Genomic DNA, 26,323 nt, shown 5'->3' with positions numbered 1-26,323 from the left:
GACTTGAACCTGGAAAATGCGTCCCCATATAGCTGGGCAGAAGCGTGAGCCCGGCTCACAGACGATATTGAGAGGAGAGTTTCATGGCTGACGAACAGACCCTGGATACGCAAAATCTAGACGCCAATCAGGCTCCCGAGGCTTCGGGTGAAGACCTGGCGGCTCGTGTACAAGTGCTCGAAGAGCAACTGGCTGGCGCGCAGGATCAGGCTTTGCGTGTTGCAGCCGATCTGCAGAACGTCCGCCGCCGTGCCGAGCAGGATGTGGAAAAGGCGCACAAGTTCGCTCTCGAGAAGTTTGCCGGCGACCTGCTGCCAGTGATCGATAGCCTGGAGCGTGGCCTGGAGTTGTCCAACCCGGACGACGAAAGCATCCGCCCAATGCGTGAAGGCATCGAGCTGACCTTGAAGATGTTCCACGACACCCTCAAGCGTTATCAGCTGGAAGCCATCGATCCGCACGGCGAACCCTTCAACGCTGAACAGCATCAGGCCATGGCCATGCAGGAAAGCGCGGACCTTGAGCCAAACAGTGTTCTGAAAGTGTTCCAGAAGGGCTACCAGCTCAACGGTCGCCTGCTGCGCCCGGCCATGGTCGTGGTCAGCAAGGCCCCTGCACCGGTTTCGCCTTCGATCGACGAAAAGGCTTGAAAACGGCTGTAGAGCCCCCATTTATCAGTCAAGCGTTTAAGTGCTACCGCAGTTTGCCACCACAGCTGCGGCAACCAAATCCAAAGTTTCGGGAGAGTTAACATGGGCAAAATCATCGGTATTGACTTGGGGACCACCAACTCGTGCGTCTCCATTCTTGAAAACGGCAACGTAAAAGTTATCGAAAACGCCGAAGGCGCGCGTACCACGCCGTCGATCATCGCGTACGCCAACGATGGCGAGATTCTGGTGGGTCAGTCGGCCAAGCGTCAGGCTGTCACCAACCCGCACAACACCCTGTACGCGGTAAAGCGTCTGATCGGCCGTCGTTTCGACGAAGAGGTTGTGCAGAAAGACATCCAGATGGTCCCTTACAAGATCGTCAAGGCTGACAACAGCGACGCCTGGGTTGAAGTGAACGGCCAGAAAATGGCTCCGCCACAGATCTCGGCTGAAATCCTCAAGAAAATGAAGAAGACCGCCGAAGACTACCTCGGCGAAGCGGTGACCGAGGCGGTCATCACTGTTCCGGCCTACTTCAACGACAGCCAGCGTCAAGCCACCAAGGACGCCGGTCGCATCGCTGGTCTGGACGTAAAACGTATCATCAACGAGCCAACCGCAGCCGCTCTGGCCTACGGCATGGACAAGGCCAAGGGCGATCACACCGTGATCGTTTACGACCTGGGCGGCGGTACCTTCGACGTTTCGGTGATCGAGATCGCTGAAGTCGACGGCGAGCACCAGTTCGAAGTACTGGCTACCAACGGCGACACCTTCCTGGGTGGTGAAGACTTCGACATCCGTCTGATCGACTACCTGGTTGATGAGTTCAAGAAAGAAAGCGGCATGAACCTCAAGGGTGACCCGCTGGCCATGCAGCGCCTGAAAGAAGCTGCCGAGAAAGCCAAGATCGAGCTGTCCTCGAGCCAGCAGACCGACGTCAACCTGCCGTACATCACTGCAGACGCCACCGGTCCTAAGCACCTGAACGTGAAGATCTCCCGCGCCAAGCTGGAATCCCTGGTTGAAGACCTGGTTCAGCGCACCATCGAGCCTTGCCGTATCGCGCTGAAAGATGCCGGTATCGACGTGGGTTCGATCAACGACGTGATCCTGGTCGGCGGCCAGACCCGTATGCCGCTGGTGCAGAAAACCGTAACCGACTTCTTCGGTAAGGAAGCTCGCAAGGACGTCAACCCGGACGAAGCCGTTGCCATGGGTGCTGCCATCCAGGGTGCGGTACTGGCCGGTGACGTGAAGGACGTGCTGCTGCTGGACGTCAGCCCGCTGACCCTGGGTATCGAAACCATGGGTGGCGTGATGACCGCGCTGATCGAGAAGAACACCACGATTCCTACCAAGAAATCCCAGGTGTTCTCGACTGCCGACGACAACCAGGGCGCCGTGACCATTCACGTGCTGCAGGGCGAGCGCAAGCAAGCCGCGCAGAACAAGTCCCTGGGCAAGTTCGACCTGGCCGACATTCCACCTGCTCCACGTGGCGTGCCGCAGATTGAAGTGACCTTCGACATCGACGCCAACGGCATCCTGCACGTAGGTGCGAAGGACAAGGCCACTGGCAAGACTCAGTCGATCGTGATCAAGGCTAACTCCGGTCTGTCGGATGAAGAAATCCAGCAGATGATCCGTGACGCTGAAGCCAACTCGGAAGAGGACCGCAAGTTCGAAGAGCTGGCCACTGCCCGTAACCAGGGTGATGCGCTGGTGCACTCGACTCGCAAGATGGTGGCTGATGCCGGTGACAAAGTGACCGCCGAAGAGAAAACCGCGATCGAAGCGGCCGTGGTTGCCCTGGAAGCCGCTGTCAAAGGCGACGACAAGGCTGCCATCGACGCCAAGGTCGAGGAGCTGTCGAAAGTCTCGGCTCCGGTTGCCCAGAAGATGTACGCCGAACAGGCCCAGCCTGCAGAAGGTGCGGCATCGCACGCCGAGTCCGCTGAAAAAGCCGACGACGTCGTCGACGCTGAGTTCGAAGAAGTAAAAGACCACAAGTAATGGCTTGTTGGTCGGCCGGTTGACTGCCTTCGGGCGGCGGCTGGTAGGATGTCGCCGCGCGGGAGCTTGCTCCCGCGTTGGCGTGTCTGGAGTCAGTGAATTTTTCACGGTGCACAAGTCTGTTTGTGCACTGGCGGTCGGCTCGGAGAAGCTCCTGCTTTCCGGCTGCAATGACCGCAATCGTCGACCCGCAACAGGGTCGTCTATCGAAGACCAGGATCGTTGAATTGACGTGAGTTGGGTCCGGGCCTGGATTGGGGCTCAGCGAGTTTGGCAGAGCTCAGGAGGGTTTGCCGGACGTCCTTAAGAGTGCAAAGACTTATGGCAAAGCGTGACTATTACGAAGTGTTGGGTGTGGAGCGTGGTTCCAGCGAAGCGGAGCTGAAAAAGGCTTACCGTCGCTTGGCGATGAAGCACCACCCGGACCGTAATCCCGGCGACAAAGCGTCGGAAGACATGTTCAAGGAGGCCAACGAGGCCTACGAAGTACTGTCCGATTCCAGCAAGCGTGCAGCGTACGATCAATACGGTCATGCCGGTGTCGATCCGAGCATGGGTGGCGGCGGTGCCGGCTTCGGCGGGCAGAACTTCTCCGATATCTTCGGTGATGTGTTCAGTGATTTCTTTGGTGGCGGTCGCGGTGGTTCCCGTGGCGGCGCGCAGCGCGGCAGCGACCTGCGCTACACCCTGGAGTTGAATCTGGAAGAGGCAGTGCGTGGCACCACGGTCAATATTCGTGTGCCGACGCTGGTCAATTGCAAGCCCTGTGATGGCTCGGGTGCCAAGAAGGGCTCCTCGCCCGTTACTTGCCCGACTTGCGGTGGCATTGGCCAGGTGCGCATGCAGCAGGGCTTCTTCTCGGTGCAGCAGACCTGTCCGCGTTGCCAGGGGCAGGGCAAGATCATTTCCGATCCGTGCGATTCCTGTCATGGCGAAGGTCGTGTCGAAGAGTACAAGACGCTGTCGGTGAAGGTGCCGGCGGGTGTCGATACCGGTGACCGCATCCGTCTTTCGGGTGAGGGCGAAGCAGGTGCCCAGGGTGGCCCGACCGGCGACCTGTATGTGGTGATCAATGTGCGCGAGCACGCGATCTTCCAGCGCGATGGCAAGCATCTGTTCTGTGAAGTACCGATCAGCTTTGTTGATGCGGCCCTGGGTGGCGAGCTGGAAATTCCGACCCTGGATGGCCGGGTCAAGCTGAAGATTCCAGAGGGAACCCAGACCGGCAAGCAGTTCCGCGTGCGTGGCAAAGGCGTGGCGCCAGTGCGTGGCGGTGGTGCGGGCGACCTGATGTGCCGCGTTGCAGTGGAAACTCCGGTCAATCTCAGTCGTCGTCAGCGTGAGTTGCTGGAAGAGTTGCGTGGTTCGCTGGAAGGCGACAATTCGCATTCGCCGAAAACCACCGGCTGGTTCGAGGGCGTCAAGCGCTTCTTCGGCGACCTGTAAGGAGTAACGCATGCGACGTATTGCTGTGATGGGCGCCGCTGGGCGCATGGGCAAGACCCTGGTCGAGGCTGTACAGCTGCGCTCGCCGCTGTCCGGGCTGACGGCCGCCATTGTGCGTCCCGGCAGTTCACTGGTCGGGGCGGATGCTGGCGAGTTGGCGTCCCTGGGGCGTCTTGGGGTGTCGATGTCCGACAGCCTGGAAAAAGTCGTCGATGAGTTCGATGTGCTGATCGATTTCACCCTGCCGGACGTGATGCTCAAGAACCTAGCGTTCTGTCGCAAGGCCGGCAAGGCCATGGTGATCGGCACCACGGGTTTGGGCGCCAAGGAAAAGCAATTGCTGGCCGAGGCGGGGAAGGAGATTCCCATTGTCTTCGCGGCCAACTTCAGTGTCGGGGTCAACCTGTCGCTGAAGCTGCTGGACATGGCGGCGCGGGTGCTGGGCGATGATGCGGATATCGAAATCATCGAAGCTCATCACCGGCACAAGATCGATGCGCCATCGGGCACTGCCTTGCGCATGGGTGAGGTCATCGCCAATGCTCTGGGGCGTGATCTGCAGCAGGTCGCGGTCTATGGTCGCGAAGGGCATACCGGCGCGCGTGAGCGCGAAACCATTGGTTTCGCCACTGTGCGCGGCGGTGACGTGGTGGGCGATCACACTGTGTTGTTCGCCACTGAGGGCGAGCGTCTGGAGATCACTCACAAGGCATCGAGCCGCATGACTTTCGCCAAGGGCGCGGTACGTGCTGCCTTGTGGCTGGATGGTCGCGAGGCGGGTCTTTACGACATGCAGGATGTGCTGGACCTGCGTTGAATTGCATGGATCGCGGGGCTGAGGTTGTACTTCGGTCCCGTGATCAACCGCTAAGCGATGTTCTGTCGCATTCCCTTGCCTTTAAGGCTCATTAGCGGTGGACCGAAAAAGCCTTTTTCTGTAAGCTACAGCTTTAGTGTGTCCACTAAAAGCGCGCAGATAATTCGATGAAGAAGCGGGGTGACGTGTCTATACGTCATTCCGCTTTTTTGCAACCTGCGATCGCCCCTTCAGGCTCTATTTACGGGAGGTCTTCTTGACTAAGCCAGCCATACTCGCCCTTGCTGATGGCAGCATTTTTCGTGGCGAAGCCATTGGAGCCGACGGTCAGACCGTTGGTGAGGTGGTGTTCAACACCGCAATGACCGGCTATCAGGAAATTCTTACCGATCCTTCCTACGCCCAGCAGATCGTTACCCTGACTTACCCGCATATCGGCAACACCGGCACCACGCCGGAAGATGCCGAGTCCGATCGCGTCTGGTCGGCTGGCCTGGTCATTCGCGACCTGCCGCTGGTGGCCAGCAACTGGCGTAACACCCTGTCCCTGTCCGACTACCTGAAAGCCAACAACGTTGTGGCGATCGCTGGTATCGACACCCGTCGCCTGACCCGCATCCTGCGTGAGAAAGGCGCCCAGAACGGCTGCATCATGGCCGGCGACAACATCTCCGAGGAAGCTGCCATTGCCGCGGCACGCGGTTTCCCGGGCCTGAAGGGCATGGACCTGGCGAAGGTCGTCAGCACCAAGCAAAGCTACGAATGGCGCTCCACTGTCTGGGACCTGAAGACCGACAGCCACGCGACCATCGACGCATCCGAGCTGCCATATCACGTAGTGGCCTATGACTACGGGGTCAAGCTGAACATCCTGCGCATGCTGGTGGAGCGCGGTTGCCGCGTCACCGTCGTGCCAGCCCAGACGCCAGCCAGCGACGTGCTGGCGCTGAATCCGGACGGCGTGTTCCTGTCCAACGGCCCTGGCGATCCCGAGCCTTGCGATTATGCAATCCAGGCCATCAAGGATGTGCTCGAGACCGAGATTCCGGTATTCGGTATCTGCCTGGGTCACCAACTGCTGGCCCTGGCCTCCGGTGCCAAGACCGTGAAAATGGGTCATGGCCATCACGGTGCCAACCACCCGGTCCAGGATCTGGACAGCGGCGTGGTCATGATCACCAGCCAGAACCACGGTTTTGCGGTGGATGAAACCAGCCTGCCGGGCAATGTCCGGGCAATCCACAAGTCGCTGTTCGACGGCACCCTGCAGGGTATCGAGCGTACCGACAAGAGCGCGTTCAGCTTCCAGGGCCACCCTGAAGCCAGCCCGGGCCCGAACGATGTGGCGCCGCTGTTCGATCGTTTCATCAACGAGATGGCCAAGCGACGCTGAGCGCTCGCCTTGAAAATGTAGCGAGCAACGCCTGAGGGCGGCCCCGGCAAGTCCGGTGGAGTCCCCTCGGGTGTCTCAGAGAATGTTCAAGACGGCTTGCCGACTGACCTGCGGATTTGAGTGACAACCCATGCCAAAACGTACAGATATTAAAAGCATCCTGATTCTCGGCGCTGGCCCGATCGTGATCGGCCAGGCCTGCGAATTCGACTACTCCGGCGCCCAGGCCTGCAAGGCCCTGCGCGAGGAGGGTTTCCGCGTCATCCTGGTGAACTCCAACCCCGCCACCATCATGACCGACCCGGCCATGGCCGATGCCACCTACATCGAACCGATCAAATGGCAGACCGTTGCCAAGATCATCGAGAAGGAGCGTCCGGACGCACTGCTGCCAACCATGGGCGGCCAGACGGCACTGAACTGCGCCCTGGACCTGGAGCGCGAAGGCGTTCTGGAGAAGTTCGGCGTGGAAATGATCGGCGCCAATGCCGACACCATCGACAAGGCTGAAGACCGTTCGCGCTTCGACAAGGCCATGAAGTCCATCGGTCTGGAATGCCCGCGCTCGGGTATCGCCCACAGCATGGAAGAGGCCAATGCGGTCCTCGACAAGCTGGGCTTCCCCTGCATCATCCGTCCGTCCTTCACCATGGGCGGCACCGGCGGCGGCATCGCCTACAACCGTGAAGAGTTCGAAGAAATCTGCGCCCGTGGTCTGGATCTGTCGCCAACCAAGGAACTGCTGATCGACGAATCCCTGATCGGTTGGAAAGAGTACGAGATGGAGGTGGTCCGCGACAAAAAGGACAACTGCATCATCGTCTGCTCCATCGAGAACTTCGATCCGATGGGCGTGCACACCGGTGACTCGATCACCGTTGCCCCAGCACAGACCCTGACCGACAAGGAATACCAGATCATGCGCAACGCCTCCCTGGCGGTGCTGCGTGAAATCGGTGTGGAAACTGGCGGCTCCAACGTGCAGTTCGGTATCTGCCCGGACACTGGCCGTATGGTAGTGATCGAGATGAACCCGCGGGTATCGCGTTCCTCGGCCCTGGCCTCGAAGGCCACCGGCTTCCCGATCGCCAAGATCGCCGCCAAGCTGGCTATCGGCTACACCCTCGACGAGCTGCAGAACGACATCACCGGCGGCCGCACTCCAGCGTCCTTCGAGCCGTCGATCGACTACGTCGTGACCAAGCTGCCACGCTTTGCCTTCGAGAAATTCCCGAAAGCCGACGCCCGCCTGACCACTCAGATGAAGTCCGTGGGCGAAGTCATGGCCATCGGCCGGACCTTCCAGGAGTCGCTGCAGAAAGCCCTGCGCGGTCTGGAAGTGGGTGTTTGCGGCCTGGACCCGAAAGTCGACCTGGCCAGCCCTGATGCTGCCGGCATTCTCAAGCGCGAGCTGACCGTTCCGGGCGCTGAGCGTATCTGGTACGTGGCCGACGCGATGCGTTCGGGCATGAGCTGCGATGAAATCTTTGCCCTGACCGGTATCGATCATTGGTTCCTGGTGCAAATGGAAGACCTGATCAAGGACGAAGAGAAGGTCAAGACCCTGGGTCTGGCCAATATCGACAAGGCGCTGATGCTGCGCCTGAAGCGCAAGGGCTTCTCTGACCAGCGTCTGGCCAAGCTGCTGGGTATCACCGACAAGAACCTGCGTCGTCACCGTCACAAGCTGGAAGTGTTCCCGGTCTACAAGCGCGTCGACACCTGCGCGGCCGAGTTCGCTACCGACACCGCGTACCTGTACTCGACCTACGAGGAAGAGTGCGAGGCCAATCCGTCGAACCGCGACAAGATCATGATCCTGGGTGGCGGTCCTAACCGTATCGGCCAGGGCATCGAGTTCGACTATTGCTGCGTGCACGCGGCACTGGCCCTGCGCGAAGACGGTTACGAGACCATCATGGTCAACTGCAACCCGGAAACCGTTTCCACCGACTACGACACCTCCGACCGCCTGTACTTCGAGCCGCTGACCCTGGAAGACGTGCTGGAAGTGGTGCGCGTCGAGAAGCCGAAGGGCGTGATCGTCCACTACGGCGGCCAGACTCCGCTGAAACTGGCTCGTGCCCTGGAAGAGGCTGGCGTGCCTATCATCGGTACCAGCCCAGACTCCATTGACCGTGCCGAAGACCGCGAGCGCTTCCAGCAGATGGTTCAGCGCCTGAACCTGCTCCAGCCGCCAAACGCCACCGTGCGCAGCGAAGACGAAGCCATTCGTGCTGCCGGCACCATCGGTTATCCGCTGGTGGTGCGCCCGTCCTACGTACTGGGCGGCCGGGCCATGGAGATCGTCTACGAGCTGGACGAACTCAAGCGCTACCTGCGCGAAGCCGTGCAGGTGTCCAACGACAGCCCGGTGCTGCTGGACCACTTCCTCAACTGCGCCATCGAGATGGACGTGGATGCGGTCTGTGACGGTACCGACGTGGTGATCGGTGCGATCATGCAGCACATCGAGCAGGCCGGTGTTCACTCCGGTGACTCGGCATGCTCCCTGCCGCCTTACTCGCTGCCGGCCCATGTTCAGGATGAGGTTCGTGAGCAGGTCAAGAAAATGGCCCTGGAGCTGGGTGTAGTCGGCCTGATGAACGTGCAGCTGGCCCTGCAGGGCGACAAGATCTATGTGATCGAAGTCAACCCGCGTGCCTCGCGTACCGTGCCTTTCGTTTCCAAGTGCATCGGTACTTCGCTGGCGATGATCGCGGCGCGGGTCATGGCCGGCAAGACTTTGAAAGAGCTGGGCTTCACCAAGGAAATCATTCCGAACTTCTACAGCGTCAAGGAAGCGGTATTCCCGTTCGCCAAGTTCCCGGGTGTCGACCCGATCCTCGGCCCGGAAATGAAGTCCACCGGCGAAGTGATGGGCGTGGGCGATACCTTCGGCGAGGCCTTTGCCAAAGCCCAGATGGGCGCCAGCGAAGTACTGCCGACCGGCGGGGCTGCCTTTATCAGCGTGCGCGACGATGACAAACCGCTGGTTGCGGGCGTGGCCCGTGATCTGATCAACTTGGGCTTCGAAGTGGTCGCCACTGCGGGCACTGCCAAGGTGATCGAGGCGGCAGGCCTGAAAGTGCGTCGCGTGAACAAGGTGACCGAAGGTCGTCCGCACGTGGTCGACATGATCAAGAACGACGAAGTCACTCTGATCATCAACACCACTGAAGGTCGTCAGTCGATCGCCGACTCCTACTCCATTCGTCGTAACGCCCTGCAGCACAAGATCTACTGCACCACCACCATTGCTGCTGGCGAAGCTATCTGTGAAGCGTTGAAGTTCGGTCCTGAAAAAACCGTGCGCCGCTTGCAGGATCTACACGCAGGATTGAAGGCATGAATAAATACCCGATGACCGTCCAGGGCGCTCGCGCCCTGGAAGAAGAACATACTCACCTGACCAAGGTCGTGCGTCCTAAGCTTAGCCAGGACATCGGCACGGCCCGCGAGTTGGGTGACCTGAAGGAAAACGCTGAATACCATGCCGCTCGCGAACAGCAAGGCATGGTCGAAGCGCGGATCCGTGATATCGAAGGTCGTTTGCAGAATTCGGTGGTCATCGACGTCACGACCATTCCTCATTCCGGCAAGGTGATCTTTGGTACCACCGTGGAGATCGCCAACGTCGAAACCGACGAAAGCGTGACCTACCAGATCGTTGGTGAGGACGAGGCTGATATCAAGCTCGGCAAGATTTCCGTCGGTTCGCCTATCGCTCGCGCCTTGATCGCCAAGGAAGAGGGTGATGTGGTGGCAGTGAAAACGCCTGGTGGCGTTATCGAGTACGAGATTGTCGAAGTCCGCCACATCTGAAAGAAGGCGCCCGCTGCATGCGGGCGCCATGCTTTGGCAGCTGGCCCAGATGTTGTGGGTCGGCGGCTTATGGTTTCTGCATCTCGGTCTGTTGCCCGCTCTGGGGCAGATTGGCCTCGCGCCATTGCTTATCGAAGAAGTTTCGGCACTGCTCAGTGCGTTGCTGGTGGGGTTTGCCGCGGCGTGCCTTGTTCTGCAGGCCCTGGTGTTGATCCAGTCCGAGGGCGTGAGGAGTTTGTGGCGGGATATTCGAGGGCAACTGCTGTTGATGGCGATCTATGCGTGTGCGATGTATTTCAGCGTACGCATTCTGTTGCCGGAAGCTCAGCGCTGGCAGTTGTTCAGCTATCTGATTCTGGGCTTTTCCGGTTTGGTGCTGGTGTTGCAACCAGTGCCAGGGTGGGGTGGCAGGGTGCGCCAGGCACACCCTTGACCCGAGTCGACGTCAGTGGAAACGATGGACGTTCGACAGTTGCTTGTTTACCTTGGCGTTCTTGCGGTAGATCAGCGCCATCTTGCCGATGACCTGTACCAGATCTGCCTTGCCGGCCTTGCACAATTGGGCAATGGCTTCCAGGCGCGATTCGCGCTCAAGGATGTTGAGCTTGACCTTGATCAGCTCGTGATCGCTCAAGGCGCGTTCAAGTTCGGCTAATACACCTTCGGTCAAACCGTTGTCAGCCACAGTCAATACTGGTTTCAGATGGTGGCCAATGGATTTGTACTGTTTCTTCTGCTCTTGAGTGAGCGGCATAATCTGACCCCTGCGTCTGATCTTGTAAAAAAGCGGCGGCCAGTTTACCCGAGCGAGTCCGGGACCGCCCAGTTAATCACGACCCGTTTTATTTGAGGTGGCCCGTGGCCCGTTCCAAAACCAGCCAGAACTGGCTGAAAGAGCATTTCAACGACCCATTCGTCAAGATGGCGCAAAAAGATGGGTACCGTTCCCGTGCCAGCTACAAGCTGCTGGAGATCCAGGAGAAGGACCGTCTTATCCGCCCTGGAATGAGTGTTGTCGACCTGGGTGCCGCCCCGGGCGGTTGGTCGCAGGTGACCAGTCGTCTGATTGGTGGGCAGGGGCGTTTGATTGCTTCCGATATCCTGGAAATGGACAGCATCCCCGATGTGACCTTTATTCAGGGGGATTTCACCGAAGATGCAGTGTTGGCGCGAATTCTCGAAGCGGTTGGAAATTCCGAGGTCGACCTTGTGATTTCCGATATGGCCCCCAATATGAGTGGGTTACCAGCGGTGGACATGCCTCGGGCTATGTTCCTGTGTGAGCTGGCGCTGGATCTTGCCGGTCGCGTATTGCGTCCAGGTGGTGATTTCTTGATCAAGATCTTCCAGGGGGAAGGTTTTGATGAGTACCACAAGAGTGTTCGGCGGATGTTCGATAAAGTGCAGATGCGCAAACCGACATCCTCCCGTGATCGCTCTCGAGAGCAGTACCTGTTGGCTCGCGGCTTCCGTGGTCGCGAGGAGTAAGTAAGGGTTTTAGATGGGGCAATAGGATTTTCGTATTTCGCCCCGTCAGATTAAGCGCATATTGTGTAGTCTAGGTTTCACATAGGGTTACAGACAGCGCCTGCCAGAGCTGTAGGTAATGTAGTAAGTTAGGCCGGTGAATATCATGCGAAGCGCGCGCCAGTAGCGGAGCTTGCTTCAGAGGGTAGTTAATTGAACGACATGGCAAAGAATCTGATCCTGTGGTTGATCATCGCTGCCGTCCTGGTGACGGTGATGAACAACTTCTCCAGCCCTAACGAGCCGCAGACCCTCAACTATTCCGACTTCATCCAGCAAGTTAAGGATGGCAAGGTCGAGCGCGTAGCGGTTGATGGCTACGTGATTACCGGCAAACGCAACGATGGCGACAGCTTCAAGACCATCCGTCCTGCGATTCAGGACAACGGCCTGATTGGCGACCTGGTAGACAACCATGTTGTGGTCGAAGGCAAGCAGCCAGAGCAGCAGAGCATCTGGACTCAGCTGCTGGTAGCCAGCTTCCCGATCCTGGTGATTATTGCGGTCTTCATGTTCTTCATGCGTCAGATGCAGGGCGGTGCCGGTGGTAAAGGCGGGCCCATGAGCTTTGGCAAGAGCAAGGCGCGCCTGCTGTCCGAAGATCAGGTGAAGACTACCCTGGCTGACGTTGCTGGTTGCGACGAGGCCAAGGAAGAAGTCGGTGAGTTGGTGGAGTTTCTCCGTGATCCGGGCAAATTCCAGCGCTTGGGCGGTCGTATTCCTCGCGGTGTGCTGATGGTCGGTCCTCCGGGTACTGGTAAGACCCTGTTGGCCAAAGCCATTGCTGGTGAGGCCAAGGTGCCGTTCTTCACCATCTCCGGCTCCGACTTCGTCGAGATGTTTGTGGGTGTGGGTGCTAGCCGGGTTCGCGACATGTTCGAACAGGCGAAGAAGCATGCGCCTTGCATCATTTTTATCGACGAAATCGATGCCGTTGGTCGCCACCGTGGTGCCGGCATGGGCGGTGGTCATGACGAGCGTGAGCAGACCCTCAACCAGTTGCTGGTAGAGATGGACGGCTTCGAGATGAACGACGGCATCATCGTGATTGCCGCGACCAACCGTCCGGACGTATTGGACCCGGCGCTGCTGCGACCTGGTCGTTTCGACCGTCAGGTGGTGGTTGGCCTGCCAGATATCCGTGGTCGTGAGCAGATTCTCAAGGTACACATGCGCAAGGTGCCCATGGGCGAAGACGTTGCGCCAGCGGTGATCGCTCGTGGTACGCCGGGCTTCTCCGGTGCCGACCTGGCAAACCTGGTGAACGAGGCATCGCTGTTCGCCGCGCGCAGCGGCAAGCGCATCGTTGAAATGAAGGAATTCGAGCTGGCCAAGGACAAGATCATGATGGGCGCCGAGCGCAAATCCATGGTCATGTCCGAGAAGGAAAAGCAGAACACCGCTTATCACGAAGCCGGTCACGCAATTGTTGGTCGTGTCGTGCCTGAGCATGACCCGGTCTACAAGGTCTCGATCATTCCTCGTGGCCGGGCCCTGGGTGTCACCATGTTCCTGCCGGAAGAGGATCGCTACAGCCTTTCCAAGCGTGCGCTGATCAGCCAGATCTGTTCGCTCTACGGCGGTCGTATTGCCGAGGAAATGACCCTGGGCTTCGATGGCGTGACCACCGGTGCATCCAACGACATCATGCGTGCCAGTCAAATTGCCCGGAACATGGTGACCAAATGGGGCCTGTCCGAGAAGCTCGGCCCGCTGATGTATGCCGAAGAAGAGGGCGAGGTGTTCCTGGGGCGCAGCGCTGGCAGCCAGCACGCCAGTGTTTCCGCTGAAACGGCGAAGCTGATCGACTCCGAAGTGCGCAGCATCATTGACCAGTGCTACGGCACTGCGAAGCAGATCCTGACCGACAACCGCGACAAGCTGGACGCCATGGCGGATGCCTTGATGAAGTATGAAACCATCGATGCCGATCAGATCGACGACATCATGGCTGGTCGTACTCCGCGTGAACCTCGTGATTGGGAGGGCGGTTCGGGCACTACTCCTCCGGTGGTGCAAAACGAACGTCCGGAAACACCCATTGGCGGCCCAGCTGCCGACCACTAAGGTTTTAAATGACTTCAGCTTCTTCCTCTACCCGGTTGCCTTGCGGCAACCGGGTTCTTGATTTGGCCCATGCGCATGTCATGGGAATCCTCAATGTAACCCCTGATTCCTTTTCCGATGGCGGCCGCTTCAGCCAGGTGGATGTCGCGTTGCGCCATGCCGAGGCTATGGTTGCTGCGGGTGCTACGCTGATCGATATCGGTGGCGAGTCCACGCGCCCGGGCGCTCGAGTCGTCTCGCCGATCGAGGAACTGGAGCGTGTAGCGCCAGTCGTTGAGCGCATGCATCGTGAGCTGGATGTGATCATCTCGGTTGATACTTCGACTCCGGCAGTGATGCGTGAAACCGCTCGCCTTGGTGCGGGGCTGATCAACGATGTGCGTGCGCTGCGGCGTGATGGTGCCTTGGATGCGGCGGCGGCTACTGGCCTGCCGGTCTGTCTGATGCACATGCTCGGCGAGCCGGGAGATATGCAGGACAATCCGCACTATCAGGATGTCACCCGAGAGGTTGGGGTATTCCTGGCCGAGCGCGTGGCGGCCTGCGCTGCTGCAGGGATAGATGCCGAGCGGATCATCCTTGATCCCGGTTTTGGTTTTGCCAAAAACCTCCAGCACAACTTGAGTCTGTTCAAGCATATGGAGGCCCTGCATGCCCTGGGGCGACCTCTCCTGGTTGGGGTGTCGCGCAAAAGCATGGTCGGTCAGGCCCTTAATCGTCCTGTGGCTGAACGTTTGCACGGCAGTCTGGCGCTTGCGGCGCTAGCGGTGGCCAAGGGCGCGAAGATTATCCGGGTTCATGATGTCGCTGAGACCGTGGACGTGGTGCGAATGATTACGGCAGTGCAATCCGCCGAATAAGAATGATGGAGTACCTATGACTAAGAAATACTTTGGCACCGACGGCATTCGTGGTCGTGTGGGTGAATACCCTATTACTCCTGATTTCATGCTCAAGCTCGGCTGGGCCGCAGGCATGGCCTTTCGCAGCATGGGCGCCTGTCGTGTGCTGGTGGGCAAGGACACGCGCATCTCGGGCTACATGTTCGAGTCGGCGTTGGAGGCCGGGTTGTCTGCTGCCGGTGCGGACGTCATGCTGCTAGGGCCAATGCCGACCCCGGCCATTGCCTATCTGACGCGTACCTTTCACGCCGAAGCCGGTATCGTCATCAGTGCTTCGCACAATCCCCATGACGACAACGGCATCAAGTTCTTCTCGGGTGAAGGCACCAAGTTGCCTGATGAAGTCGAACTGATGATCGAAGAGTTGCTGGACGCTCCGATGACCGTTGTGGAATCGAGCAAGCTCGGCAAGGTGTCGCGGATCAACGATGCTTCGGGGCGCTACATCGAGTTCTGTAAGAGCAGCGTGCCATCCAGCACTAGCTTTGCCGGATTGAAGATCGTCCTGGATTGCGCCCACGGTGCAACCTACAAAGTGGCCCCCAGCGTCTTCCGTGAGCTGGGGGCGCAGGTCACCGTGCTGTCTGCACAGCCCAATGGTTTGAACATCAACGAGAACTGCGGTTCGACCCATATGGCGCAACTGCAGGCTGCGGTTCTGGCCGAGCATGCGGATCTGGGCATTGCCTTTGATGGTGATGGCGACCGAGTGCTGATGGTCGACCAGACAGGCGCCATCGTCGATGGTGACGAACTCTTGTTCATCATCGCTCGTGATCTGCATGAGCGTGACAAGCTGCAGGGCGGCGTAGTCGGAACCCTCATGAGCAATCTGGGGCTGGAGCTGGCCCTGGCGGATCTGGGCATTCCATTTGTCCGGGCCAATGTCGGTGACCGCTATGTGATTGCCGAACTGCTGGAGCGTAACTGGCTGGTGGGGGGTGAAAACTCCGGACATATCGTGTGCTTCCGTCACGCCACTACCGGGGATGCGATCATTGCCGCGCTGCAAGTGCTCATGGCGCTCAAGGCGCGCGGTGAGAGCCTGGCGCAATCGCGTCAAGGGGTGCGCAAGTGCCCTCAGGTGCTGGTCAATGTGCGTTTTGGCGGTGGGGAGAATCCGGTCGAGCATCCAGCTGTCAAGCAGGCGTGCGAGCGTGTGACCGCCGCCATGGCAGGGCGTGGCCGGGTTCTGTTGCGTAAATCCGGTACCGAGCCTTTGGTGCGTGTCATGGTCGAAGGTAGTGACGAGGCTCAAGTTCGGGCCTATGCCGATGAGCTGGCAAAACTGGTTGCTGAAGTTTCTGCCTGATTTCAGCTTGCCAGTGTTGTTTTGGTTGGGTAACATCTGCGCCCACTTTGACCGACGAGGTAAAGCATGCGCCGCCCTATGGTTGCTGGTAACTGGAAGATGCACGGTACCCGCGCCAGCGTCGCTGAGCTGATCAACGGCCTTCGTCATCTGGCCTTGCCTAGCGGTGTTGATGTCGCGGTTTTCCCGCCTTGCTTGTATATCAATCAAGTGATTGATGGCTTGAAAGGCAAGTCGATTCAGGTCGGCGCGCAGAACTCTGCGGTGGAATCCATGCAAGGTGCGTTGACGGGCGAGATCGCGCCGAGTCAGTTGGTGGATGCAGGTTGTTCCCTGGTGCTGATTGGGCACTCCGAGCGCCGCCTTATCATGGGCGAGCGTGACGTGACCCTCAATCGCAAGTTCGCGGCAGCGCAGGCCTGTGGCCTGAAGCCGATTCTGTGTGTAGGGGAAACCCTCGAGCAGCGCGAAGCCGGGAAGACTCTAGAGGTTGTCGGGCGTCAGCTGGGCAGCATTATCGAAGAGTTGGGTGTTGGTGCATTCGCCAATGCTGTTATCGCTTACGAGCCGGTCTGGGCCATTGGCACCGGGCTGACTGCAACACCGCAGCAAGCGCAGGATGTGCACGCCGCCATCCGCGCGCAGTTGGCGGCAGAGAATTCTGAAGTGGCACGAGGAGTGCGGCTTCTATACGGCGGCAGCGTGAAAGCGGCCAATGCGGTCGAACTGTTCGGCATGCCGGATATCGATGGGGGGCTCATTGGTGGAGCTTCCCTGAATGCAGATGAGTTCGGTGCGATTTGTCGCGCCGCGGGAAACTGAAAAAATGCTGGAAACAGTCGTAGTCGTTTTTCATCTGCTGGGTGCGCTGGGCGTAGTTGCTCTGGTTTTGCTGCAGCAGGGTAAAGGTGCGGATGCTGGCGCGTCTTTCGGTGCAGGTGCTTCAAATACTGTGTTCGGAAGCCAAGGTTCCTCTACCTTTCTTAGTAAGTTTACTGCTATACTTGCCGCCGGTTTCTTCATAACCAGCTTGGGGTTAGGTTACTTTGCTAAAGAGAAAGCTCATGAGCTGACTCAAGTAGGTTTGCCAAATCCAGCAGTGTTGGAAGTACCAAAGCAAAAACCGGCTTCTGATGATGTCCCGGTGCTCCAAGAGCAAAAGTCGGCAAATACTGCGACTGACGTACCTCCAGCTCCAGAGCAGAAGTAAGAAGGGTTTTACGCAGTAACGTAGTCTATGCCGAGGTGGTGGAATTGGTAGACACGCAACCTTGAGGTGGTTGTGCCCATAGGGTGTAGGGGTTCGAGTCCCCTTCTCGGTACCAATTATCAGGAGAGCCCGCTGTTGCGGGCTTTCTTGTAGGTGGAAGGTTACATTGACCCAAAAAGGGATCGGTCGTATACTTTCGCCCCAGCTTTGTCGCGGGGTGGAGCAGTCTGGTAGCTCGTCGGGCTCATAACCCGAAGGTCGTCGGTTCAAATCCGGCCCCCGCAACCAGTTTTAGCGGAGCCCCTTTTCAGGGGCTTTTTGTTAGCTGGATTCTTTATACGCCGCTATTCAACGGCGTTTCCGGGATGGGCGTTTCGCCCATTTTTTATTTGCATAAGCATGCGCGAGGGGGTTCAGGTGTCGAGCAAGCTAGAACAGTTGCAGGCCTTGTTGGCCCCGGTGGTCGTGGCCCTTGGCTATGAATGCTGGGGTATCGAGTTTTCGGCTCAGGGCCGCCACTCAATGTTGCGCGTTTATATCGATAAGGAAGGCGGCGTGCTGGTGGACGATTGTGCCATTGTCAGCCGTCAGCTCAGCGGTGTCCTCGACGTAGAAGATCCGATTTCCGTCGAATACACCCTTGAAGTTTCCTCGCCTGGCATGGAACGCCCGCTGTTCACCCTGGAACAGTTTGCCAAGTATGTCGGTGAGCAAGTGAAGATCAAGCTGCGCTCGCCCTTCGAAGGTCGGCGTAATTTTCAGGGCCTTCTCCGCGGGGTGGAGGAGCAGGACGTCGTGGTGCAGGTGGATAACCACGAGTTCCTGTTGCCGATCGATATGATCGACAAGGCCAACATTATTCCCAGTTTTGACTGAGACGCGGATCCCGCGGATCCAATGGCTTGCGAAAGGCGAGGCGTACGATGAGCAAAGAAGTACTGCTGGTTGTTGAGTCGGTATCCAATGAAAAGGGTGTACCGGCAAGCGTGATTTTTGAAGCGCTGGAGCTGGCCCTGGCCACTGCTACCAAAAAGCGTTTTGAAGACGAAGTGGACCTGCGTGTGGATATCAATCGCCACACCGGCTCCTACGAGACTTTCCGTCGCTGGACGGTGGTCGAGGAAGCCGATCTGGATGATCCAGCGGTGGAAACCTGGCTGAGCAAGGCCCGCGAAACTCATCCCGATGCCAAGGTCGGTGATGTGATCGAGGAAAAGATCGAGTCCATCGAGTTCGGCCGCATCGCTGCGCAGACTGCCAAGCAGGTCATAGTGCAGAAGGTTCGCGAAGCTGAGCGTGCACAGGTGGTTGATGCCTATCGCGAGCGTCTGGGCGAGATCATCTCCGGCACCGTGAAAAAAGTAACCCGTGACAATGTGATCGTCGACCTGGGCAACAACGCTGAAGCGCTGCTGGCCCGTGAAGACATCATCTCCCGCGAGACTTTCCGGGTTGGCGTGCGCCTGCGTGCGCTGCTCAAGGAGATCCGCACCGAAAACCGCGGCCCACAGCTGATCCTGTCGCGTACCGCGCCGGAAATGCTCATCGAGCTGTTCCGTATCGAAGTGCCTGAAATTGCCGAAGGCCTGATCGAAGTCATGGCCGCCTCCCGTGATCCGGGTTCGCGAGCCAAGATCGCCGTTCGCTCCAAGGACAAGCGCATCGACCCGCAGGGCGCGTGCATCGGCATGCGCGGTTCGCGCGTCCAGGCCGTTTCCGGCGAGCTGGGTGGCGAGCGTGTGGATATCGTCCTGTGGGACGAGAACCCGGCACAGTTCGTGATCAACGCCATGTCGCCGGCTGAAGTCGCGGCAATTATCGTCGACGAAGATGCCCATGCCATGGACATCGCCGTAGGCGCAGACAATCTGGCTCAGGCCATCGGTCGTGGTGGTCAGAACGTGCGTCTGGCCAGCCAGTTGACTGGCTGGACCCTGAACGTGATGACCGAATCGGACATCCAGGCCAAGCAGCAAGCAGAAACCGGCGACATCCTGCGCAACTTCATCGACGAGCTGGAAGTCGACGAAGAACTGGCACAGGTTCTGGTTGATGAAGGCTTCACCAGCCTGGAAGAGATTGCCTACGTACCGCTGGAAGAAATGCTCAACATCGACGGCTTTGACGAAGACATCGTCAACGAGCTTCGTGCTCGTGCCAAGGATCGCTTGTTGACTAAAGCCATCGCTACTGAGGAAAAGCTGGCAGACGCCCATCCGGCCGAAGACCTGCTCTCGCTTGAGGGTATGGACAAGGATTTGGCGATGGAACTGGCGGTGCGCGGCGTCATTACCCGCGAAGACCTGGCCGAGCAGTCTATTGACGACCTGCTCGACATCGACGGCATTGACGATGATCGTGCCGGCAAGTTGATCATGGCCGCCCGAGCCCACTGGTTCGAGTAATTAGGCGCGGCCTGAGGAGAGAAGTGCATGACGCAAGTCACGGTGAAACAACTGGCCGATGAGGTCAAAACACCGGTAGAGCGCCTGTTGCAGCAGATGCGTGAGGCAGGTCTGCCGCACACCGCCGCCGAGGAACATGTGAGTGACAGTGAGAAGCAATCGTTGCTGACTCACCTGAAAAGCAGTCACAAGGCGAAAGTGGAAGAACCACGCAAAATTACTTTGCAGCGCAAGACCACCAGCACCCTGCGGGTTGCCGGCAGCAAGAGCATCAGTGTTGAAGTGCGCAAGAAGAAAGTCTTCGTGCAGCGCAGCCCGGAAGAAATCGAAGCCGAGCGTCAGCGCGAGCTGGAAGAACGTCGCGCAGTAGAAAACGCTGCCCGCCAGAAGGCTGAAGAAGAAGCCAAGCGCCGCGCCGAAGAAGAAGCGCGTCGCCAGCCTGCTCCGGTTGCCGAACCTGTGGTCGCAGCAGTTGCAGCCCCGGCTCCCGAGCCTGTAGCTGTAGAGACCGTGCAGGAAGCGCCGGTAGCCGCTCCTGCGGTTGACGCACGCAAGAAGGACGAGCAGCGTCGTCCGGATAAAACCCGTAACGACGACAACCGTCGTGGCGGCGATGGCGAGCGCAAGAACGCTCCACATCGCGCCTCGGTCAAGGAAAAGGCGCCTGCGCCTCGCGTTGCCCCACGTACCACCGACGAAGAAAGCGATGGCTTCCGTCGTGGTGGTCGCGGTAAGGCCAAGCTGAAGAAACGCAATGCCCACGGCTTCCAGAACCCTACCGGTCCTGTGATTCGTGACGTGCAGATCGGCGAAACCATCACCGTGGGCGAACTGGCCCAGCAGATGTCGGTGAAGGCTGCCGAAGTCATCAAGTTCATGTTCAAGCTGGGTACTCCAGCCACCATCAACCAGGTACTGGACCAGGAAACTGCCCAGCTGGTTGCTGAGGAACTGGGCCACAAAGTGACCCTGATCAGCGACACCGCCCTGGAAGATTCCCTGGCCGAGTCCCTGAAGTTCGAAGGTGAAGCGGTTGCCCGTGCGCCGGTCGTGACCGTAATGGGTCACGTTGACCATGGTAAGACCTCGCTGCTGGACTACATCCGTCGCGCCAAAGTGGCCGCGGGCGAAGCCGGTGGCATCACCCAGCACATCGGTGCCTACCACGTAGAAACCGATCGCGGCATGGTCACCTTCCTCGACACCCCGGGTCACGCTGCGTTTACCGCCATGCGTGCTCGTGGTGCCAAGGCTACCGACATCGTGATCCTGGTGGTTGCAGCGGACGACGGCGTAATGCCGCAGACCATTGAAGCCGTTCAGCACGCACAAGCTGCCGGCGTTCCGCTGGTGGTTGCGGTGAACAAGATCGACAAGCCAGGCGCTGATCTGGATCGTATCCGCAGTGAGCTCTCGGTTCACGGCGTGACGTCCGAAGACTGGGGTGGCGATACCCCGTTCGTACCGGTCTCCGCGAAAATGGGTACCGGCGTCGACGACCTGCTGGAAGCTGTTCTGCTGCAGGCTGAAGTACTGGAACTCAAGGCCACTCCTTCGGCTCCAGGCCGTGGTGTGGTAGTCGAGTCCCGTCTTGACAAGGGCCGTGGCCCGGTAGCGACCGTGCTGGTTCAGGACGGTACTCTGCGTCAAGGCGACATGGTGCTGGTGGGTTCGAACTATGGCCGCGTGCGCGCCATGCTCGACGAGAACGGCAAGCCAATCAAGGAAGCCGGTCCTTCCATTCCGGTCGAGATCCTTGGCCTGGACGGTACCCCGGACGCTGGCGACGAGATGAGCGTAGTGGCTGACGAGAAGAAAGCCCGTGAAGTGGCTCTGTTCCGTCAAGGCAAGTTCCGCGAAGTCAAGCTGGCCCGTGCTCACGCCGGCAAGCTGGAAAACATCTTCGAAAACATGGGCCAGGAAGAGAAGAAGACGCTTAACATCGTCCTCAAATCCGACGTCCGTGGTTCGTTGGAAGCTCTGCAGGGCGCTCTGAATGGCCTGGGCAACGACGAAGTGCAAGTGCGCGTAGTGGGCGGCGGCGTCGGTGGTATCACCGAAAGCGACGCCAACCTGGCACTGGCCTCCAACGCTGTACTGTTCGGCTTCAACGTGCGTGCCGATGCCGGCGCGCGCAAGATCGTCGAGCAGGAAGGTCTGGATATGCGTTACTACAACGTGATCTACGACATCATCGAAGACGTCAAGAAAGCCCTGACCGGTATGCTCGGCAGCGACGTTCGCGAGAACATCCTGGGTATTGCCGAAGTTCGCGACGTGTTCCGCTCGCCGAAGTTCGGTGCGATCGCCGGTTGCATGGTCATCGAAGGTGTCGTGCACCGTAACCGTCCAATCCGTGTACTGCGTGAAGACATCGTTATCTTCGAAGGCGAGCTGGAATCCCTGCGCCGCTTCAAGGATGACGCGTCCGAAGTGCGTTCCGGCATGGAGTGCGGTATCGGCGTGAAGAGCTACAACGACGTCAAGGTCGGCGACAAGATCGAAGTCTTCGAGAAGGTTCAGGTTGCTCGCAGCCTCTGACTCGCGCACTTCAAGAGCCCTGGTGGCCCGTGGCAACAACATGCCCGGGGCCGCCAGCGGCCTCAAACGCAACGCCCGGTCCGGCTTCTGCCAGGCCGGGCGTTTGCCGCTTTCAGACCACACGGGTTTCGCCGTGAGGCAGTAACAGGTAACAAGACATGGCAAAAGAATACAGCCGTACCCAACGTATCGGTGATCAGATGCAGCGCGAACTGGCGCAACTGATCCGCCGTGAAGTCAAGGATCCACGTGTCGGCCTGGTGACCATCACCGCCGTGGAAGTCAGCCGCGACGTCGGCCACGCGAAGATCTTCATCACTGTGATGGGTCAGGAGAATCCTGAGGAAATCACCCAGAGCATCAAGGTGCTGAACTCGGCGGCAGGTTTCCTGCGCATGCAACTGGCCCGGGAAATGAAGCTGCGCAGCGTGCCGCAACTGCACTTCCATTACGACGAGAGCGTAGCCCGCGGGGCACACCTGTCGGCCCTGATCGAGCGTGCCGTGGCTGAAGACAGCCAGCATGGCGACGCGCCTGCCCCTGAAGACGCCAAGGAGTAAGCGGTGGCTCAGGTCAAGCGTATCCGTCGTAACGTCAGCGGCATCATCCTTCTGGACAAGCCGCTGGGCTTCACCTCCAACGCGGCCTTGCAGAAGGTCCGTTGGTTGCTCAATGCCGAAAAGGCCGGTCATACCGGCAGCCTCGACCCCCTGGCCACCGGCGTGCTGCCGCTGTGCTTCGGCGAGGCCACCAAGTTCTCGCAATACCTGCTCGATTCCGACAAGGGTTACGAAACCCTGGCGCAACTGGGCAAGACCACCACCACTGCAGATGCCGAAGGTGAGGTTCTGCTGGAGCGGGCGGTGACCGTTGGTCGTACCGATATCGAAGCGGTTTTGCCCGAATTTCGCGGTGAAATCAAACAGATACCGCCGATGTACTCGGCGCTTAAGCGTGACGGCCAGCCCCTCTACAAGTTGGCTCGTGCAGGGGAAGTGGTGGAGCGCGAACCGCGTTCTGTTACTATTGCGCGCTTGGAATTACTCGCTTTCGAAGGCGACACTGCCCGCCTGGCGGTGGACTGCAGCAAAGGCACCTATATCCGCACCCTGGTGGAAGATATCGGTGAAAAACTGGGTTGCGGTGCTTACGTCGCAGAACTGCGACGGACCCAGGCCGGGCCTTTCAGCCTGGCCCAGACGGTCACCCTGGAAGAGCTCGAGGCGGTGCACGCTGAAGGCGGCAATGAAGCGGTGGATCGCTTCCTGATGCCATCGGACAGCGGCTTGCTGGATTGGCCGCTGCTGCAGTTCTCGGAACACAGTGCCTTCTACTGGCTCAATGGCCAGCCGGTACGTGCCCCGGACGCACCGAAGTTCGGCATGGTGCGAGTACAGGATCACAACGGTCGCTTTATCGGTATCGGTGAAGTGAGCGAAGACGGGCGCATCGCGCCGCGTCGCCTGATTCGGTCAGAATGACCGGAACCAGCCTGTGTAACAGCAGGCTGGCGAGGGTGGCTGTCAACAGGCACGGTCACTACTCATTTATAGATACAGGGATTTGTCCCTGGCCTGTTGAAACCGTTCTTGAACGGTTTCCTGATATAAGGATTGCCCACATGGCACTCAGCGTTGAAGAAAAAGCTCAGATCGTAACCGACTACCAGCAAGCTGTTGGTGACACTGGTTCGCCAGAAGTGCAAGTTGCACTGCTGACCGCCAACATCAACAAACTGCAAGGTCACTTCAAGGCCAACGGTAAAGACCACCACTCCCGTCGTGGCCTGATCCGCATGGTAAACCAGCGTCGTAAGCTGCTGGACTACCTGAAAGGCAAGGACCTGAGCCGTTACAGCACCCTGATCGGTCGTCTGGGTCTGCGTCGCTAATCAGCGATTGCGCTATGAGGTTGGTTGCTTGCCATGCGTCAGCGGTTTTTCCGCCGGCGTATGGCAGGCTTCCAGCCTCAAGTTTTATCTGCAACACCGTTTTACCTGGACAATAAAGGCTGGGCCGATTCCCGCCATTGCCCAAGAATTTCGCAAGACACCAGTTTCCCCAAGAGCCACAAAGAAGGTAGGACACCGTGAACCCGGTAATCAAAAAATTCCAGTTCGGTCAGTCGACCGTAACCCTCGAGACTGGCCGTATCGCCCGTCAAGCCTCCGGCGCAGTGCTGGTCACCGTTGACGACGACGTCAGCGTATTGGTGACCGTGGTTGGCGCCAAGCAAGCCGATCCAGGCAAGGGCTTCTTCCCTCTGTCCGTTCACTACCAGGAAAAGACTTACGCTGCCGGTAAGATCCCTGGCGGTTTCTTCAAGCGTGAAGGCCGTCCTTCCGAGAAAGAAACCCTGACTTCGCGTCTGATCGACCGTCCGATCCGTCCGCTGTTCCCAGAAGGCTTCATGAACGAAGTGCAGGTTGTCTGCACCGTGGTTTCCACCAGCAAGAAGACCGATCCGGACATCGCTGCGATGATCGGTACCTCGGCTGCCCTGGCCATCTCCGGCATTCCGTTCGACGGCCCGATCGGCGCCGCTCGCGTGGCATTCCACGAAAGCACCGGCTACCTGCTGAACCCGACCTACGAGCAGCTTGCTGCTTCCAGCCTGGACATGGTCGTGGCCGGTACTGAAGAAGCCGTGCTGATGGTTGAATCGGAAGCCAAAGAGCTGACCGAAGACCAGATGCTGGGCGCCGTGCTGTTCGCCCACGACGAATTCCAGTCGGTGATCAAGGCTGTCAAAGAGCTGGCCGCCGAAGCCGCCAAGCCAACCTGGGACTGGGCTGCTGCCCCAGAAGCCACCGAACTGCTGGGCGCTATCCGTGCCGAGTTCGGCGAAGCCATCTCCCAGGCCTACACCATCACCGTCAAGGCCGACCGTTATGCCCGCCTGGGCGAGCTGAAAGACCAAGTGGTCGCCAAGCTCTCCGGTGAAGAAGGCCAGCCTTCCGCCGGCGACGTCAAAGCCGCTTTCGGCGAGATCGAATACCGCACCGTTCGCGAAAACATCGTCAACGGCAAGCCACGTATCGACGGCCGCGACACCCGCACCGTACGTCCGCTGAACATCGAAGTCGGCGTGCTGCCGAAGACTCACGGTTCGGCTCTGTTCACCCGTGGCGAAACCCAGGCCCTGGTTGTTGCGACCCTGGGTACTGCCCGCGACGCACAGCTGCTGGACACCCTGGAAGGCGAGAAGAAAGACCCCTTCATGCTGCACTACAACTTCCCTCCGTTCTCGGTGGGCGAGTGTGGTCGCATGGGCGGCGCTGGTCGTCGTGAAATCGGTCACGGCCGTCTGGCCCGTCGTTCGGTCCAGGCCATGCTGCCAGCCGCCGACGTGTTCCCCTACACCATCCGCGTAGTGTCGGAAATCACCGAATCCAACGGTTCCAGCTCCATGGCTTCCGTGTGCGGTGCTTCCCTGGCCCTGATGGACGCCGGTGTACCGATGAAGGCGCCGGTTGCGGGTATCGCCATGGGTCTGGTGAAAGAAGGCGAGAAATTCGCCGTCCTGACCGACATCCTGGGTGACGAAGACCACCTGGGCGACATGGACTTCAAAGTGGCCGGTACCGCCAAGGGTGTTACCGCGCTGCAGATGGACATCAAGATCAAGGGCATCACCGAAGAAATCATGGAGATCGCCCTGGGCCAGGCCCTGGAAGCTCGCCTGAACATCCTCGGCCAGATGAACCAGATCATCGGTCAATCCCGTAGCGAACTGTCGGCCAACGCACCGACCATGATCGCGATGAAGATCGACACCGACAAGATCCGTGACGTCATCGGTAAAGGCGGCGCCACCATCCGCGCGATCTGCGAAGAAACCAAGGCTTCGATCGACATCGAAGACGACGGCTCGATCAAGATCTTCGGCGAAACCAAGGAAGCTGCAGAGGCCGCGCGTCAGCGCGTTCTGGGCATCACCGCGGAAGCCGAGATCGGCAAGATCTACGTCGGCAAGGTTGAGCGCATCGTCGACTTCGGCGCCTTCGTCAACATCCTTCCGGGCAAGGACGGTCTGGTGCACATCTCCATGCTGAGCGATGCTCGCGTCGAGAAAGTCACCGACATCCTCAAGGAAGGTCAGGAAGTGGAAGTGCTGGTACTGGACGTGGACAACCGCGGCCGTATCAAGCTGTCCATCAAGGACGTGGCGGCTGCCAAGGCTTCGGGCGTTTAATCGCCCTCTAGCCTG

Annotated in this window: 22 protein-coding genes and 2 tRNA genes; 23 read left to right on the top strand and 1 reads right to left on the bottom strand. The window is 59.1% G+C overall.

Annotated elements, in window-relative coordinates:
- The first annotated feature begins 83 nt into the window (after positions 1-83).
- The 8 genes from grpE (at position 84) to J4P02_RS24835 (ending at position 10,583) form a co-directional block, all read left to right on the top strand.
- Positions 84-650 carry a nucleotide exchange factor GrpE gene (gene grpE, locus J4P02_RS24870; protein WP_426195276.1) on the top strand — a complete coding sequence of 189 codons (567 nt, stop codon included), beginning with the start codon at positions 84-86 and terminating at the stop codon, positions 648-650.
- Between the two features lie 102 nt (positions 651-752).
- Entirely contained in the window at positions 753-2,669 is a 1,917-nt protein-coding gene (dnaK, locus tag J4P02_RS24865) for a molecular chaperone DnaK (protein WP_426195274.1), read from the top strand.
- A gap of 321 nt (positions 2,670-2,990) precedes the next feature.
- Positions 2,991-4,115, top strand: a complete 1,125-nt coding sequence (gene dnaJ / locus J4P02_RS24860) for a molecular chaperone DnaJ (protein WP_426195272.1) — start codon at positions 2,991-2,993, stop codon at positions 4,113-4,115.
- Positions 4,116-4,125: 10 nt separating this feature from the next.
- Positions 4,126-4,932, top strand: coding sequence for a 4-hydroxy-tetrahydrodipicolinate reductase (gene dapB / locus J4P02_RS24855; protein ID WP_426195270.1), 807 nt, complete (start codon positions 4,126-4,128; stop codon positions 4,930-4,932).
- A gap of 256 nt (positions 4,933-5,188) precedes the next feature.
- Complete coding sequence (gene carA, locus J4P02_RS24850) at positions 5,189-6,325, top strand: glutamine-hydrolyzing carbamoyl-phosphate synthase small subunit (protein ID WP_426195268.1); 1,137 nt, start codon at positions 5,189-5,191, stop codon at positions 6,323-6,325.
- A 130-nt stretch (positions 6,326-6,455) separates the two neighbouring features.
- Positions 6,456-9,677, top strand: a complete 3,222-nt coding sequence (gene carB / locus J4P02_RS24845; RefSeq protein WP_426195266.1) for a carbamoyl-phosphate synthase large subunit — start codon at positions 6,456-6,458, stop codon at positions 9,675-9,677.
- The gene (gene greA, locus J4P02_RS24840; RefSeq protein WP_426195264.1) at positions 9,674-10,150 is read left to right on the top strand and encodes a transcription elongation factor GreA; all 477 of its coding nucleotides are present in this window, start codon (positions 9,674-9,676) and stop codon (positions 10,148-10,150) included. Before carB ends, greA begins: the two co-directional genes overlap by 4 nt.
- 28 nt (positions 10,151-10,178) lie before the next feature.
- Positions 10,179-10,583 (top strand): MFS transporter, encoded by a 405-nt coding sequence (locus J4P02_RS24835; protein WP_426195262.1) that lies wholly within the window; start codon positions 10,179-10,181, stop codon positions 10,581-10,583.
- 12 nt (positions 10,584-10,595) lie between these two features.
- On the opposite strand, the gene yhbY is transcribed toward J4P02_RS24835, so the two are convergent.
- Positions 10,596-10,904, bottom strand: a complete 309-nt coding sequence (gene yhbY / locus J4P02_RS24830) for a ribosome assembly RNA-binding protein YhbY (protein WP_426195260.1) — start codon at positions 10,902-10,904, stop codon at positions 10,596-10,598.
- Positions 10,905-11,008: 104 nt separating this feature from the next.
- On the opposite strand from yhbY, the gene rlmE reads away from it, so the two are divergent.
- The 15 genes from rlmE (at position 11,009) to pnp (ending at position 26,308) form a co-directional block, all read left to right on the top strand.
- The gene (gene rlmE / locus J4P02_RS24825) at positions 11,009-11,638 is read left to right on the top strand and encodes a 23S rRNA (uridine(2552)-2'-O)-methyltransferase RlmE (RefSeq protein WP_426195258.1); all 630 of its coding nucleotides are present in this window, start codon (positions 11,009-11,011) and stop codon (positions 11,636-11,638) included.
- 201 nt (positions 11,639-11,839) lie between these two features.
- On the top strand, positions 11,840-13,744 hold the full coding sequence (gene ftsH / locus J4P02_RS24820) for an ATP-dependent zinc metalloprotease FtsH (protein WP_426195256.1): 1,905 nt from the start codon (positions 11,840-11,842) through the stop codon (positions 13,742-13,744).
- 8 nt (positions 13,745-13,752) lie between these two features.
- The gene (gene folP / locus J4P02_RS24815; RefSeq protein WP_426195254.1) at positions 13,753-14,604 is read left to right on the top strand and encodes a dihydropteroate synthase; all 852 of its coding nucleotides are present in this window, start codon (positions 13,753-13,755) and stop codon (positions 14,602-14,604) included.
- Positions 14,605-14,620: 16 nt separating this feature from the next.
- Positions 14,621-15,958, top strand: a complete 1,338-nt coding sequence (gene glmM, locus J4P02_RS24810; RefSeq protein ID WP_426195252.1) for a phosphoglucosamine mutase — start codon at positions 14,621-14,623, stop codon at positions 15,956-15,958.
- Positions 15,959-16,024: 66 nt separating this feature from the next.
- Positions 16,025-16,780: a triose-phosphate isomerase gene (gene tpiA, locus J4P02_RS24805; protein ID WP_426195250.1), complete on the top strand. Its 756-nt coding sequence runs from the start codon at positions 16,025-16,027 to the stop codon at positions 16,778-16,780.
- Between the two features lie 4 nt (positions 16,781-16,784).
- Positions 16,785-17,168, top strand: a complete 384-nt coding sequence (gene secG / locus J4P02_RS24800) for a preprotein translocase subunit SecG (RefSeq protein WP_426195419.1) — start codon at positions 16,785-16,787, stop codon at positions 17,166-17,168.
- 29 nt (positions 17,169-17,197) lie between these two features.
- Positions 17,198-17,283: transfer RNA gene (locus J4P02_RS24795), tRNA-Leu, on the top strand.
- 96 nt (positions 17,284-17,379) lie between these two features.
- A tRNA-Met gene (locus J4P02_RS24790) sits at positions 17,380-17,456 on the top strand.
- A 129-nt stretch (positions 17,457-17,585) separates the two neighbouring features.
- Positions 17,586-18,044 carry a ribosome maturation factor RimP gene (gene rimP / locus J4P02_RS24785; protein ID WP_426195248.1) on the top strand — a complete coding sequence of 153 codons (459 nt, stop codon included), beginning with the start codon at positions 17,586-17,588 and terminating at the stop codon, positions 18,042-18,044.
- 47 nt (positions 18,045-18,091) lie between these two features.
- Positions 18,092-19,573 (top strand): transcription termination factor NusA, encoded by a 1,482-nt coding sequence (nusA, locus tag J4P02_RS24780; protein ID WP_426195246.1) that lies wholly within the window; start codon positions 18,092-18,094, stop codon positions 19,571-19,573.
- A 27-nt stretch (positions 19,574-19,600) separates the two neighbouring features.
- Entirely contained in the window at positions 19,601-22,114 is a 2,514-nt protein-coding gene (infB, locus tag J4P02_RS24775; RefSeq protein ID WP_426195244.1) for a translation initiation factor IF-2, read from the top strand.
- Between the two features lie 158 nt (positions 22,115-22,272).
- Positions 22,273-22,674 (top strand): 30S ribosome-binding factor RbfA, encoded by a 402-nt coding sequence (gene rbfA / locus J4P02_RS24770; RefSeq protein ID WP_426195242.1) that lies wholly within the window; start codon positions 22,273-22,275, stop codon positions 22,672-22,674.
- 3 nt (positions 22,675-22,677) lie between these two features.
- Entirely contained in the window at positions 22,678-23,595 is a 918-nt protein-coding gene (gene truB, locus J4P02_RS24765) for a tRNA pseudouridine(55) synthase TruB (RefSeq protein WP_426195240.1), read from the top strand.
- 140 nt (positions 23,596-23,735) lie between these two features.
- Positions 23,736-24,005, top strand: coding sequence for a 30S ribosomal protein S15 (rpsO, locus tag J4P02_RS24760; protein ID WP_011059205.1), 270 nt, complete (start codon positions 23,736-23,738; stop codon positions 24,003-24,005).
- Between the two features lie 197 nt (positions 24,006-24,202).
- Positions 24,203-26,308 carry a polyribonucleotide nucleotidyltransferase gene (gene pnp, locus J4P02_RS24755; RefSeq protein WP_426195237.1) on the top strand — a complete coding sequence of 702 codons (2,106 nt, stop codon included), beginning with the start codon at positions 24,203-24,205 and terminating at the stop codon, positions 26,306-26,308.
- Positions 26,309-26,323: the final 15 nt, after the last annotated feature.

This window comes from Pseudomonas sp. NFXW11 (genome assembly GCF_049887815.1).
Lineage (GTDB): Bacteria > Pseudomonadota > Gammaproteobacteria > Pseudomonadales > Pseudomonadaceae > Aquipseudomonas.
Note: the sequence above shows the minus strand (reverse complement) of the source record. Positions and strands in the feature narration are given on the sequence as shown.

Bases quoted from the DNA above. Each gene is read 5' to 3' on its own strand.
- grpE (WP_426195276.1), top strand. From the start codon at position 84: ATGGCTGACGAACAGACCCTGGATACGCAAAATCTAGACGCCAATCAG.
- dnaK (WP_426195274.1), top strand. From the start codon at position 753: ATGGGCAAAATCATCGGTATTGACTTGGGGACCACCAACTCGTGCGTC.
- dnaJ (WP_426195272.1), top strand. From the start codon at position 2,991: ATGGCAAAGCGTGACTATTACGAAGTGTTGGGTGTGGAGCGTGGTTCC.
- dapB (WP_426195270.1), top strand. From the start codon at position 4,126: ATGCGACGTATTGCTGTGATGGGCGCCGCTGGGCGCATGGGCAAGACC.
- carB (WP_426195266.1), top strand. From the start codon at position 6,456: ATGCCAAAACGTACAGATATTAAAAGCATCCTGATTCTCGGCGCTGGC.
- greA (WP_426195264.1), top strand. From the start codon at position 9,674: ATGAATAAATACCCGATGACCGTCCAGGGCGCTCGCGCCCTGGAAGAA.
- J4P02_RS24835 (WP_426195262.1), top strand. From the start codon at position 10,179: ATGCTTTGGCAGCTGGCCCAGATGTTGTGGGTCGGCGGCTTATGGTTT.
- yhbY (WP_426195260.1), bottom strand. From the start codon at position 10,904: ATGCCGCTCACTCAAGAGCAGAAGAAACAGTACAAATCCATTGGCCAC.
- ftsH (WP_426195256.1), top strand. From the start codon at position 11,840: ATGGCAAAGAATCTGATCCTGTGGTTGATCATCGCTGCCGTCCTGGTG.
- folP (WP_426195254.1), top strand. From the start codon at position 13,753: ATGACTTCAGCTTCTTCCTCTACCCGGTTGCCTTGCGGCAACCGGGTT.
- glmM (WP_426195252.1), top strand. From the start codon at position 14,621: ATGACTAAGAAATACTTTGGCACCGACGGCATTCGTGGTCGTGTGGGT.
- tpiA (WP_426195250.1), top strand. From the start codon at position 16,025: ATGCGCCGCCCTATGGTTGCTGGTAACTGGAAGATGCACGGTACCCGC.
- secG (WP_426195419.1), top strand. From the start codon at position 16,785: ATGCTGGAAACAGTCGTAGTCGTTTTTCATCTGCTGGGTGCGCTGGGC.
- nusA (WP_426195246.1), top strand. From the start codon at position 18,092: ATGAGCAAAGAAGTACTGCTGGTTGTTGAGTCGGTATCCAATGAAAAG.
- infB (WP_426195244.1), top strand. From the start codon at position 19,601: ATGACGCAAGTCACGGTGAAACAACTGGCCGATGAGGTCAAAACACCG.
- rbfA (WP_426195242.1), top strand. From the start codon at position 22,273: ATGGCAAAAGAATACAGCCGTACCCAACGTATCGGTGATCAGATGCAG.
- rpsO (WP_011059205.1), top strand. From the start codon at position 23,736: ATGGCACTCAGCGTTGAAGAAAAAGCTCAGATCGTAACCGACTACCAG.